This is a genomic window from Alteromonas sp. KUL49 (assembly GCF_006538345.1).
Classification (GTDB): Bacteria; Pseudomonadota; Gammaproteobacteria; order Enterobacterales; family Alteromonadaceae; genus Alteromonas.
Window position 1 is genome coordinate 173,018 of record NZ_BJKL01000001.1, and the last position, 13,115, is coordinate 186,132.

At 45.9% G+C, this 13,115-nt stretch carries 8 protein-coding genes; 5 read left to right on the plus strand and 3 right to left on the minus strand.

Annotated elements, in window-relative coordinates; translation table 11 throughout:
• From gspE to gspC, 3 genes are read right to left on the minus strand one after another with little or no spacing between them, the layout of a single operon-like run.
• Positions 1-1,542, minus strand: a complete 1,542-nt coding sequence (gspE, locus tag EYS00_RS00835; protein WP_130634688.1) for a type II secretion system ATPase GspE — start codon at positions 1,540-1,542, stop codon at positions 1-3.
• A complete protein-coding gene (gene gspD / locus EYS00_RS00840; protein WP_130634689.1) occupies positions 1,535-3,574 on the minus strand; it encodes a type II secretion system secretin GspD in 2,040 nt (679 codons plus the stop codon). The genes gspE and gspD overlap by 8 nt, the downstream gene beginning before the upstream one ends.
• 21 nt (positions 3,575-3,595) lie before the next feature.
• Positions 3,596-4,546: a type II secretion system protein GspC gene (gene gspC, locus EYS00_RS00845; RefSeq protein ID WP_130634690.1), complete on the minus strand. Its 951-nt coding sequence runs from the start codon at positions 4,544-4,546 to the stop codon at positions 3,596-3,598.
• Between the two features lie 129 nt (positions 4,547-4,675).
• Here gspC and hslR point away from each other — a divergent pair, with 129 nt between their 5' ends.
• The 5 genes from hslR to EYS00_RS00870 all read left to right on the plus strand — a co-directional run bounded on the left by hslR (position 4,676) and on the right by EYS00_RS00870 (position 12,845).
• Positions 4,676-5,080 (plus strand): ribosome-associated heat shock protein Hsp15, encoded by a 405-nt coding sequence (hslR, locus tag EYS00_RS00850; protein ID WP_130634691.1) that lies wholly within the window; start codon positions 4,676-4,678, stop codon positions 5,078-5,080.
• A 39-nt stretch (positions 5,081-5,119) separates the two neighbouring features.
• Positions 5,120-6,019, plus strand: coding sequence for an Hsp33 family molecular chaperone HslO (hslO, locus tag EYS00_RS00855; RefSeq protein WP_130634692.1), 900 nt, complete (start codon positions 5,120-5,122; stop codon positions 6,017-6,019).
• Between the two features lie 309 nt (positions 6,020-6,328).
• The gene (locus EYS00_RS00860; protein WP_130634693.1) at positions 6,329-7,897 is read left to right on the plus strand and encodes a phosphoenolpyruvate carboxykinase; all 1,569 of its coding nucleotides are present in this window, start codon (positions 6,329-6,331) and stop codon (positions 7,895-7,897) included.
• 265 nt (positions 7,898-8,162) lie between these two features.
• Positions 8,163-11,252 carry a TonB-dependent receptor gene (locus tag EYS00_RS00865; RefSeq protein ID WP_130634694.1) on the plus strand — a complete coding sequence of 1,030 codons (3,090 nt, stop codon included), beginning with the start codon at positions 8,163-8,165 and terminating at the stop codon, positions 11,250-11,252.
• Positions 11,253-11,327: 75 nt separating this feature from the next.
• A complete protein-coding gene (locus tag EYS00_RS00870; protein WP_242618595.1) occupies positions 11,328-12,845 on the plus strand; it encodes a tryptophan halogenase family protein in 1,518 nt (505 codons plus the stop codon).
• Positions 12,846-13,115 lie beyond the last annotated feature (270 nt).

Sequence of the window (13,115 nt, forward strand, 5' to 3'; positions counted from 1 at the left end):
TTAGTCTTCCCTTGTTACACGAAGCACTTCTTCGAGCGCTGTCACGCCTTCAAGTACCTTGTTACAGCCGTCTTCTCGTATACTTGGTGTAGTCTTGCGAATGTACTTCTCAATGGCTTGTTCACCTTGACCTTCGTGCATCATTTCTCGTACTTGCTCGTCTACAATAAGCAATTCATGGATGCCTGTACGACCACGATAACCGGTATGATTACAGTTACTGCAACTTCCTGGCGAATAAATCGTGGTATTTTTCGGGTCGTTAATCCCTAAAATTTCAGCTTCTTGCGGTGTAGGTGTGTGGGCGACTTTACAGTCGTTACACAACGTACGAACCAAACGCTGTGACAATACTGCAAGTAGACTTGATGACAGTAAGAAGGGCTCAATACCCATGTCTTCCAGTCGAGTAATTGCGCCAGCAGCAGTATTGGTATGCAGTGTTGATAACACTAAGTGACCAGTTAAACTGGCCTGAACTGCTATTTGCGCCGTTTCAATATCACGAATCTCACCGACCATTACCACATCAGGATCCTGACGAAGTATGGCCCTCAATCCGCGAGCAAATGTCATGTCTACTCTAGGATTGACTTGTGTTTGACCGATACCGGGCAAGTCGAATTCAATAGGATCTTCTACGGTGAGGATATTGCGGTCACGAGAGTTAATTTCCGTAAGGCCTGCATACAAGGTGGTGCTTTTACCTGACCCTGTTGGACCGGTCACCAAGATAATGCCGTGGGGCTTACGAATAAGCGAAGAAAAGTGTTCGCGGTTATGCCCTGTCATTCCCAGGTCTTCAAGGTTTAGTCGAGCATTGTTCTTGTCTAGAAGACGCAATACAACACGCTCACCGTGACTCGAAGGCATGGTAGACACACGCACGTCAACGGCTCGGCCTGCGATACGTAAGGTAATTCGACCGTCTTGCGGGACCCGCTTTTCAGCAATATCCAGCTTGGCCATTACTTTAATACGCGACACCAACATAGAAGACAGTTTGCGGTTAGGGCGTAATATCTCACGTAAAACACCGTCTACGCGAAAGCGCACAACGAGCTGATTTTCGAAGGTTTCAATGTGGATGTCTGACGCGCCTTCTTTGATCGCCTCACCAAGCATGGCGTTAATGAGCTTGATGATGGGGGCATCGTCTTCGCTGTCGAGGAGATCTTCGGTGTCGGGTAAATCTTCGGCTAACGCAAACAAATCACTCTCGTTGCCTAAGTCTTCCATCAACTGTTTTGCGGCTGAACTATCTCGCTGGAAAGCATCAGTGAGAAGCGTTTCAAAATCGTCCACCGGAATGGTTTGGGGGACGAAAGGCGCGCCTAAAAAGCGACGCACTTCTGCAAACACCGCTACCGGAGTCTCTTCGGTGAAGTATAACTTTGCCGGCGTCTGCTCAGTATCTAGTAAGACTTGATTGCGTTTAGCGAAACTAAACGACAGCTGATTGCTGCCGGCTGATTGTTCTTCCAGCGTTTCTGCTTCTGCTTCAATGGCGTCTGCTTGAGCCTGTATACTCGAATCAGTCATTGTCACCTTGCTCAAGCTGGTCGCGTTCCATCAAGTATTCTTCAAACGAAGGCGGCAAACTCAACGCATCATCCCACGCTGGCATGGCTGGCGTTTCAGCATTTGGCATAAGCGATACACCATCTTGCTGTCGCTGTAGCTGCAACGCGCGCATGTAATTATATTTGCGATGGCTAATAGAATTCATGGTCGCAGCATCACGCACAATCGTAGGGCGTAAAAATACCATTAAGTTACGTTTGCGCTGGCTCGTCGACGTGGTCTTAAATAGGTGACCAATCAATGGCAAATCGCCGAGTAGAGGGACTTTAGATACGCTCTCTTGAACGTCTTCATCGATTAGTCCACCAAGTACAATCGTGCCGCCATCATCAACGATAACTGTGGTTTTTATTTCGCGTTTATTAATTGAAATATCTACAGCAGTAGCACCGCTGACGCTTGATACTTCTTGCTCAATAAGAAGTTGTACCGCGTCGCCTTCGTTAATTTGCGGGGTGACCTTAAGCTTGATACCTACTTCTTGACGATCAACGGTTTGGAAAGGGTTGGAGTTATTAGCACCTGTGGTCGTACCGGTAATAATAGGAACTTCTTGACCAACGATGAAGAAAGCTTCTTCGTTATCCATTGTAGTAAGGTGGGGAGTTGCAAGAATATTCGAATTCGTATCGTTACTTACTGCTTGAACCACTGCACCCCAACCGTCTTCGATTATACCAGCGATCATGCCGTTGGCACCGCCAAGTAGTGACGCCAGTGAAGTTAAGTTACCTTCGATAGTGTCAACGGTCTCAACGGCATTGCCGTTATCTGTGGTAGTGGTTACGGTAACTTCTCTATCTTCCGCTTCGCGCAGTGCAACACCTAGTGAGCCTACTGGAATAACACCGTTGTTAAATTGGGTACCGCCGCCTTCTTCTGAGATCCACTGAACACCCAAAGTGGTGCCGTCGCCCTCAAACACTTCAACAATAACTGCTTCAACCTGTACCTGCGCGCGACGAACGTCCAGTTGACGTACCACTTCTTCAAGTGAACGCATCATGTCAGGCTCGGCAGTTATTACCAAGGCATTAGAATCTTCATGTGCGTCAATACTCACTTCTCGGTTTGCACCTCGGCTAGAAGTACTTGAGCTTTGTTCTTCGGCTTGAATACTCGCAGAAACGCCCTGAAGTACTTGCACTAATTCATCTGCTTGGGCGTAGTTTAAGAACATTACCCGTGTATTACCGCTAGTTTCTAGTTCTTGATCCATTCGTTGGATAAGATTAACCAAGCGTTGACGAGCTTTAATATCGCCACTGACGATAACTGAGTTGGTTCTGTCGTCGGCAACAACACGTGGGTCAGACTTAACTCCTGTGTTTGCTTTGCCTTGAGACTTATTAATACTCTCGATAATACGCACCATTTCAGAAGCAGATGCAAAGCGCAGCTTAACAATTTCCACTTCTTCATCACCGGCTTGGTCGACCCGTTCGATAATTTCTACAAGACGGTTTACCACAGCAGCTCGACCGGTAAGCATCATTACATTTGATGGGTCATGGCTAACTACGTTACCACCGCCAGCTTGGTCATTTAGCTGACGTAAAATAGGCGCTAGCTCTCGAACAGGAACATTGTAGACAGGTACAACACGAGTGATCATTTCGTCGCCGTCTCGCGCTGAACCTTCCACTACAGGAATGTTGGAAGTTTTGGCATCTTTAGAACGCACTACTTTCAAGATACCACTCGGCATTTCTACCACAGCATAATCGTATACTTGGAGCACGTTCAGGAAGAACTGATAGTACTGTTCTTCATCGAGCATATCGTAGCTACGAACGCTGATTTTACCGCGCACATTCGGGTCGACAATAATTGTGCGCTCAAGGTTCTTGCTCACAATATTGATGAATTCGTTAATGTCAGTGTCTTTGAAGTTAGGCATATACTCTGCTGCAGTTGCAGATACACAGAGCACTGCGCCGCAAAGTGCGGAACCTAAGCGCGCTAACATTTTCTGGCTGGTTCGCCTCATATTTCTGTCTTCCTTTGGTGCTTATTCGTTTGTCGGCTGCGGTAAGTCTAGTGAAATGGTGGTTTCACTGCCGTCGCGAATGACGGTCAAATCTAGACTTTCAGCACTGCGCAATTCCGACAATGCTTCACTCGCCTGTTGTTGGTCGGTGAGATCTAGCCCATTAATCGCTGAAACAACATCTCCTGCTTTTAGCCCAGCAGACCTGAATAACGCAGGTGTACTTCCCGGGCTTACCTGATAGCCCACAAGTCGGCCGTTTTCGGTTTTTGGAGATATTGAGATGAAATCGGTAAAACTCGCTGGTCGAGAACGAAGTTCAGCGGTGGCTCTTTGCGCTTCTTGGCTTAGCGTTCTTCGTTGCGTGGGGCCGCTCGAAGGGCGACGAGCATCCGGTCTAATGTTTGCTGAACGTGGCACAGACCTTGTTGCAGGTTGAGGCGCCGTATTATAATCAACACCATCTAGCATGAGTGCTTCGTTTCTGATGCCATTTTTGATGATGACCCGGTCGCTAAATACTTGTTGAAGTGTGGCATTAGTGCCTTCGATTTTTTCACCTAAACCATATACTAGCTGGGTACCACTATTTTCTATAATAGCAGTAGCTGCCGAGGGATCTGAGCTTGTAACTACGCCAGTTAAGGTAAGGTTTAAACGGGTTTCAGGTGCATCTGACACTGGGGTTGTGTCAACCACTGGTGGCGCAGCTTGTGCATCACCAAATAAATTTAACGCTTGTATTTTCGCAATATTGACCCCACTTTGGGCAGTCGAAGGGCGAGATGGTTGAGCGCCTTGAGAAGAGCGAGTTGCAGTGAGCTGCGGTTCTGGCGCAATACGCCACAAAAGCTCCGCAGCAAAGGCAATGAGATACAAGCTCAAAAGCACCACAATAAGCGTATGCAGTTGTTTTTGGTGCTGGGTTACGTAGGTAACCAAGGAGTGAGTGTTTAGTTTATCGAAAGTCATGCCGCCACTGATGGTACTTGCTTTTATTATAATTGAAAAATTTAGGTTAACCGCGCTTTAGCCAACCCATAATAGCCTAGTCAAGGCGGGGGTCTCAACACTAAAGCCACACCATTACGAAATTATTACATGGGTCAACAGCAAACCGACAATACAACACAAAATGTGAGGCTAGACAAGTGGCTATGGGCTGCTCGCCTATTTAAAACTCGTTCAATTGCACGGGAAATGGTGCAGGCAGGCAAAGTGCACTACAACGGCCAACGCGCGAAACCCGGTAAACATGTAGAGCTAGGTGCTATGCTAAAAGTTCCCGCAGGCTGGGACATTCGAGAAATTTGTGTGCTGGGGTTAAGCGAAAAGCGGTTGAGCGCTCCACTGGCGCAGCAGTTGTATGAAGAAACTCAAGAGAGCATACAACAACGTGAAGACAACCAAGCGGCAAGGAAAGTGAACGCATTTCATAGCCCAAGACCAGAACAGCGACCTGATAAAAAACAGCGTCGTCAGATTATTAAATTTAAGCAACAGTAGTAGTGTTGCTGTGTACGAGCAAACATTGGGGCAGTATTAATGAGTACGTTTGATCAATTACATCGATTTCTATTTTCCAAAGCCAACGTGCGTGGGGAGTTAGTAAGACTGAATGAAAGTCTCAATCACATAGTGCATAGCTATGAATACCCTGTGCAAATCCAGCGCTTACTAAGTGAAATGGCTGCAGCTACATCATTACTTACTGCAACACTTAAATTTGAAGGTGAAATCGGATTGCAAATACAAAGCAAAGGGCCGGTGAGCTATGCGGTAATCAATGCCACTCACAATCAAACCTTGCGCGGCGTTGCGCGTTGGGATGAATCCTTGCCAAGTTTGCCAGAGGCGTTTTCTGATTTGCTTAAAGAAGCAGTACTCGTTATTACAATTACTCCTGAAGAAGGTGAGCGTTATCAGGGCGTGGTAGCTCTCGATAAACCGTCGTTGGCTGAATGTCTTGAAGCTTACTTTGAGCAATCAGAGCAATTGGCGACGCAAATTCGCTTGATGACAGATCTTCAGCAGGTCGAGAATACTAAGGCGGCAGGCATACTTATCCAAGTGCTACCCACTAGTGCTGAAGCAACGGACAAGGCTAATACCGGTGAATTTGAGCATATCGGCACACTGACCGAAACGCTGACTGAAGAAGAAATGTTCAATCTGCCTGTTGATGACATTTTGTATCGCCTTTATCACCAAGAAGAAGTTGAAGTGTACCCAGCACAATCTGTCACTTTTTCCTGTTCATGTAGTCGGGAGCGTAGCGCTGAAGCATTAAAAAATGTAGAAAAAGCGGAGTTACTTTCGATTATCGCTGAAGAGGGCGCAATTAAGATGAATTGCCAGTATTGCCACGCTGAATATCGCTTCGATAGCATAGATGTTGAGGCGATTCACAGTGGTAATCACGTCGCTTCAACTACCAACCAATAAAAGAAAAAACTTTTTTAATTATTTTCGGTGGGCGTTTAGATGAAAAAATACTTCATTTAGCGCCTATTTGTATTAAACGCCTATTTCTTCCTATCTCTCGTAATCTGCTCTGTAGAACTACCTATTCTGTAGTTGCCTAAATTCTTCGTGTCAATTTCTGTAATTTTATTACGAAATTAATGAAAATTTTGTTTGATTTATAGTCGATATGTGTCAGCTAAATGATGATTGGCCCTTATTTACTTTAGACTTAAGTCAATGTTAGTTTTCTGAAAGTTATGTTGAAATATTTCTTAGAGGGTTCTGGGTATGAGTGCAGCAACTTCGCTACACACGGATTTAAAAGTGAGTCCGTTGACTGATTTATCTAACGCCGCATTGATCGAAATCGCAGTGAAACGCGGCGAGGGTGTTCTCGACAAAAACGGCGCATTAGTTGTAGAGACCGGAGCGAGAACAGGGCGCTCTCCCAACGATAGATTTATCGTAAAAGAGCCTTCAACTGAAAGCGAAATAGACTGGGGTAACGTCAACAAGCCGTTTGACAGCGATAAGTTCGATGCTCTGTGGGATCGTGTTGAAGCCTATATTGCTACTAAAGACCATTTTTTATCGCATTTACAAGTAGGCGCAGATCCAGAACATGCCCTCCCTATTAAAGTGCGCACGCAAACTGCGTGGCAGCATGTGTTTGCACGTAACTTATTTATCGTTCCCGAATCTTGGAACCCTAACGATGATGAGCCTTGGCAGGTACTCAATGTTCCCGGTTTCGCTTGTGAGCCAGAGCGCGATGGCACCAACAGTGACGGTGTTGTGATTATCAACTTTGCGCAGAAGAAAGTGTTAATTGCGGGAATGCGCTACGCCGGAGAGATGAAGAAGGCAATGTTCTCAGTACAGAACTTCCTCTTACCGGCAAAAGATATCTTACCTATGCACTGCTCGGCTAACGTAGGTGAAGAGGGCGACGTTACACTTTTCTTCGGACTATCGGGTACAGGTAAAACTACACTCTCAGCCGATCCAAAACGCTTCTTGATTGGTGATGACGAGCACGGCTGGGCACCCGGTAGCGTATTTAACATTGAAGGCGGTTGTTATGCTAAATGCATCGACTTGTCTCAGAAAAATGAGCCAGTTATCTGGAATGCAATTAAGTTCGGTACGATTTTAGAAAATGTTGTGCTTGATGACACTCGTACACCTGATTACACCGATACGTCTTTAACGCAAAACTCTCGCGCAGCCTACCCTTTGACGCATATCGATAAGCGTGTTGAGGAGAATAGAGGTGGAGAACCACGTTCAGTGGTCTTCCTAACTTGTGATGTGAGCGGCGTTCTACCTCCAGTGAGCGTGTTGAGTGAAGAAGCCGCGGCTTATCATTTCTTGAGCGGATATACCGCGAAAGTGGGCTCAACGGAGATAGGTTCAACTGCAGATATTGAATCCACATTCTCGACCTGCTTTGGCGCACCTTTCTTCCCGCGTCCAGCAGGAGAGTATGCCGAGCTGTTGATCAAGCGTGTCAAAGAATTTGGTGCCAAGGTTTACTTGGTAAATACCGGCTGGACAGGTGGGCCTTATGGCACAGGTAAGCGCTTCGATATTCCAACAACCCGAGCCATTATTGATGCAATTGTTTCCGGTGCGCTAGCCGATGTTGATACGCAACACATTGATGCATTGAATCTAGATGTTCCCGTGGGTATTCCTGGTGTTGATGAAACGCTGTTAATACCAAAACAAACCTGGGACAACCCAGAGTTATACGACGAGTATGCTGAAAATCTTGTGAAAGATTTCCAACAAAACTTTAAAAAATACCAAGTTAGTGAGGCCATTGTTAACGCAGGACCTCGAAAAGCGTTCTGAATATAGTCAGGGGACTATAGTCAGGATAAGGGGTTGCACCCTACCCCTTCCCAACGTTCATCACACGTTACGTGATTGATGTTTTCGCCCGCGAATTTTCGCGGGCTTTTTTTTGTATGCCCTATCGCGCGCTTAAATTCCTTACTAATCACACTCTGTTTACATAAATAAAACACTTGCTATACGATCTTTTTTCATTTATAAGATCTGCACAATAATAATAACAATATAAACATACTACCTTTATATTAGTTTAGGATTACACATGAAAAACAAGGTTGGAACGCGGTTATTACCAGTTAGTCTTGCTGTTATTGCTGCACTGAATGTGCAGATTTCATACGCTCAAGAAGCTGAGCCTGAGGCAACAAACGACGATATGGTCGAAGTTATCTCGGTGCGCGGTATAAGAAGTAGTCTAAGAGAATCAATAAGCTTGAAGCGAGATGCGCGCTCAATTCAGGACAGTATTGTTGCTGAAGATTTGGGTAAGTTCCCTGATCAAAACGTGGCAGAGTCGCTCCAACGTATTACCGGTGTTGCCATTGACCGAACTAATGGTGAGGGTTCGAAAATCACCGTTCGTGGTTTGGGGCCACAGTTTAACCAAGTACTCGTTAACAATAGAACGTTAGCTACCACAGAACGAGGTAGAGAGTTTGATTTCCAGATCCTTCCGGCTGAACTCATCTCTGGCGCTGATGTTATCAAAACGTCGCGGGCGGACTTAGTCGAGGGTAGTTTAGGTGCTTACGTTAACATTGGTACTGCCCGACCTCTCGACAATGCTGGCTTTCATGCGGCCGGTTCAGTACAAGGTTATTACAACGACTTAGCGGGTGATACTGGCCCAAGAGCCTCGGCTATCGTGAGCAATACCTTTGCCGATGACACTGTGGGTGTATTGTTTGGACTTTCCTATTCTGATGTCACTAACCGGATTGATGCGGCGGCCACAAACCGTTGGTTTGAATTTGCTGCTGGTGACTACAATGCGCGCTACCTCGACGGAACGCCCGTTGCAGCAGATGAAGTTATTCACGCACCTGGCCGTGCAGTTTACTCCATTGACCAAGAAGAGCGCGAACGTTTAAGCGCCAACGCTACTGTTCAGTGGCAAATAAACGACGATGTTACAACAACCTTCGATGTACTTTATTCGGATTTAAGTCGTCAAGCTGACTCGAGTGGTATGCAGGTACCACTGCAAGGCGCAGCATCAACGTGGCAAGACGTTACTGTTACTGATTCATTTACTTTGGCGGGTGGTACTCGTTTAGGCCAACCAATTGATGGTTTGCCCATTGAGCGCGGTCAAGATTCAGAAACACTCGCGCTAGGTTGGAATACCAAAGCTTATGTTGGACGTTGGACCATCGAGGCTGATGTAGCTTACTCAAAAGCAGAAGCTACACCACGATTCAACGAAATGACGTTTCACTATGGCAACACTGACCACAACGGCGTTGCTGCCCCCTTTGACGCATATAACGATGCGCCAGAAGACATCCTTGCGTTTTATCAGGCTTACCTAGCGGGCGATACAGATTATCTGAACGGTTCAATCAAAGGGCGTTCATCTGATCCGTTTATAGCGAATATTGATGGTCAATTGGTACCGGTAAACGGTGACTTTATCGCAATTGATAACACAGGCGATATTCTTAACATCACGCAGACGACCATAGATTTTACTGACCCTGCTGCTGTACGTTCATGGTGGACCAACATTCGTAGCGAACAACTTGAAGATGAAGTGAAAGAAGCGAAACTCGACTTCGACTATGACATCGACGATGGAGTTTTCCGCTCAGTGGAATTTGGTTTGGCCTACACTAAGCGAACTAAAACCCGCGACGTGTATCAAATTGCTAACGGTTGTCGAGATAACTCTGCCACAACACCTTGGTTACCAGTACCAGACCTTGCAAGCGGCTTGTCGGCCGATGATATCGCTCAACTTGAAGCGTTAGGCGGAAGCGCACAGAGTTTCCAGCAGTTTGTAGGTCAAAATACCCTGCAACCATACAACACGTGTCAGGATTGGGATTTAGACGATAGCCTGTTTAGCGTAAACAACGAGAACTATCTGGCGGATGAATCCGGTAACTTCCCACGTAACTTTACCCTAATTAACAACATAGAAGCGTTTAAACGCGCTATGGGCGTGATTAGAAATCAAGAAGTGGGCAGTTCAAATGACTGGACTACTGAAGCACTTCGTCCTTCTGATTCAGTAATTAATGAAGAAGAAAATATTGCGTTATACACCCAAGTGAATCTAGAGGGCGAGTACGGTGATTGGACATGGAGCGGTAATGTCGGCTTGCGCTACATTCGCACCGAGACTACATCGACAGGTGAACGTAGAAATATTCAAAACATTGAAATTGAGAGTATTACTCCGGACCAAGGTACTATTCTTGAATTTACCTACTTCGACCCAGAACCAACCTCACTCGGTCGAGACTATGATGAGTTTTTGCCAAGCTTCAACTTGTCAGTTGACTTGAATAACGGTTTCTTTGTGAAGACTGCAGCGGCAAAAGTGATTACCCGTCCAGCCATTGAAGACACTGGGGTAAATACCACCACAGTGGATCGGGTTCGCTTAGACCAATACTTCACTACCGGCAATAACCCGTTCTTGAACCCATATGAAGCTAATCAGTTCGACCTGTCCATTGAGTACTACCAAGACAATGGTAATGCTTACTCGGTAGGCTTGTTCTACAAAGATATTAGTTCATTTATTTCAACGCGTACCGAGAACATCAGCACGGGCCAGTTCTTTGATACTTTTGACAATGGTGAGCAAGAACTTATTCAGGTAGCTACTCAGCCGTCTAACCGTCCTGGCGGTACCGTACAAGGCTTTGAAGCCGCAGCTCTGCACTTCTTCGACTATCTTCCTGGCTTTATGAGTGGTTTTGGTGTGCAAGCTAACTACACCTACACCGACACTGAAGACAAATTGGGCTCAAGTGATATTCCGGAGCGAGTTAATGTACGTTCTGCTGGAGACGGGCTCGAGGGCTTCTCGAAAAATTCATTTAACTTAGTGGCGTTTTATGACAAAGACGGCTTCCAAGCTCGATTGGCGTACAACTGGCGTGAAGGTTACTTGAAAGAGCGTACAGCGGCTGATTTAAGACTGTTACCTAAGCATGTAGATGATTATGGTCAGTTTGATTTCAGTACTTCGTACGACATTACGGAGAACTTCACGGTTCGTGGCGAGATCATTAACTTAACCAATGAAAACATTCTGGAATTCGCCGATATTCGCGAGCGTGTTTCATTGGTTCAGTATACCGGGAGACGTTTCCAACTTGGCGTAACAGCTAAGTTCTAAGCGCAGTGAGCTTAGTTGTTCACCTGAGTTAAAAGTTTTTTGGCTCGGGTGAACAACGTTTTATTGGCTATGACTATGAATGAAGTAAATTCCATAACTAACTACGTTGTTGTTGGGGGCGGTACAGCTGGATGGATCAGCGCCGCTATTCTTTCAAAAGCACTCAGAAATCAGCCGCATAAAATTTCGGTGGTTGAGTCACCAGATATCCCCACCATAGGTGTGGGTGAAGCCACGATTCCTTCTTTCGTTGATTTACTGGAATACCTACAGATCCCTCTGGCGGAATTTGTCGCAAAAACGGGGGCGACGTTTAAGCTGGGTATCAAATTTGTCGACTGGAAACAAAAAGGCCACCACTACTGGCACCAGTTTGGTGAAGTGGGAAACAAAATTGACGGAGTGGATTTTTACCAGCATTGGCTTAAACATCATTTAACCACGCAAAAGTATGAGTTTACCGATTTCTCCCCAGCCGTTGCTTTAGCAAAACAACATAAATTCTTCATTTCATCCCCTGAACATCCAACCAATCTCTCTAAATCCACGTTTGCCTTGCATTTCGATGCCAGCAAGGTGGCGAAATTTCTTAAACAGTACTGTTTAAGTCACGGCGTGGAGTATGTGCCTGCTAAGGTCTGCGATGTGACGAAACATAACGACGGCAGTATATATAGCTTAGTCACCGATGAAGGGAAAGAGCTCGAAGGAGACTTCTTTTTTGACTGTTCGGGGCAACGTGCCCTGTTAATTGGCAAAGCCCTACGTGTAGGTTACACCAACTGGCAGCACCATTTACCGGTAAATAGTGCCATTGCCGTGCAGTCTGAGTCGCGAGGAGAAATTCCCCCCTATACCGAATCCGTTGCTCTTGAACATGGGTGGCGTTGGCGTATTCCATTGCAAGAGCGAATTGGTAATGGCTATGTGTATTGCAGTGATTTTTGCTCCGACGAGAATGCACGTCAAACCTTGCTTGCCAATATAGAACGTCCAACCTCAGAACCGAGAAAAATCACTTTTACTACGGGCGTAAGACAAAAAATTTGGGACAAAAACTGTGTCGCCGTAGGGCTATCGAGTGGTTTCTTGGAGCCACTAGAATCCACGAGTATATACTTGGTTATGCGGACGATGCTTAAGTTTGTTCAGTCACTACCAAGTGCGCAATTGTTTCAACCCACCATCGACGAATTTAATCGCCTCATGGTGAATGAGTACGAGTATATTCGCGACTTTATTATCTTGCATTATTGCGTGTCTGAACGACAAGACAGCGACTTTTGGAGAATGTGGCAACACATGGAGCTACCCGATTCGCTAAAGTACAAGCTTGAGCTTTTCAAATGTCAGGGGCGACTCATGGACAATTACTATGACTTGTTCTCTCATGAGAGCTGGTACGCCGTGTTAGAAGGTATGGGCGTAAGACCCAGAAGCTATGACCCCGCCATAAACAACTCAGATGATATGTTAGTTGCGCAAGCTCTGGATAAAAGCTTCGCAGCACTTCAGGTGAGTGCTTCCAAATGCCTCGACCATAAGGACTATCTGGATAAGCTTATTGCCGCCTTTTATCGCGCCACAGCCTAGTGCACTGCGCTGTGGCTTTTGACAAACCGGCATGCAATTGTTGTTGCTAAACATAGCGATTGTTCGTAAAGTAGCGCCCATTACCTAAGCAAGCAATAGACTTGCGATTTCTACTGTTTTTCAGGCCGCCACTGGCTTTTTACCCCTACTCATAATCAAATAGTCATCACTGTTGGTTGCTTGCTCGATTTGCTAAATGCATAGACTGGGTTGCGCAACACAGGTGAGAGCGTATTCGTCTTGATTAAAGATAAGGATTTACCCATGGAC

Bases quoted from the DNA above. Each gene is read 5' to 3' on its own strand.
- gspE (WP_130634688.1), bottom strand. From the start codon at position 1,542: ATGACTGATTCGAGTATACAGGCTCAAGCAGACGCCATTGAAGCAGAA.
- gspD (WP_130634689.1), bottom strand. From the start codon at position 3,574: ATGAGGCGAACCAGCCAGAAAATGTTAGCGCGCTTAGGTTCCGCACTT.
- gspC (WP_130634690.1), bottom strand. From the start codon at position 4,546: ATGACTTTCGATAAACTAAACACTCACTCCTTGGTTACCTACGTAACC.
- hslR (WP_130634691.1), top strand. From the start codon at position 4,676: ATGGGTCAACAGCAAACCGACAATACAACACAAAATGTGAGGCTAGAC.
- hslO (WP_130634692.1), top strand. From the start codon at position 5,120: ATGAGTACGTTTGATCAATTACATCGATTTCTATTTTCCAAAGCCAAC.
- EYS00_RS00860 (WP_130634693.1), top strand. From the start codon at position 6,329: ATGAGTGCAGCAACTTCGCTACACACGGATTTAAAAGTGAGTCCGTTG.
- EYS00_RS00865 (WP_130634694.1), top strand. From the start codon at position 8,163: ATGAAAAACAAGGTTGGAACGCGGTTATTACCAGTTAGTCTTGCTGTT.
- EYS00_RS00870 (WP_242618595.1), top strand. From the start codon at position 11,328: ATGAATGAAGTAAATTCCATAACTAACTACGTTGTTGTTGGGGGCGGT.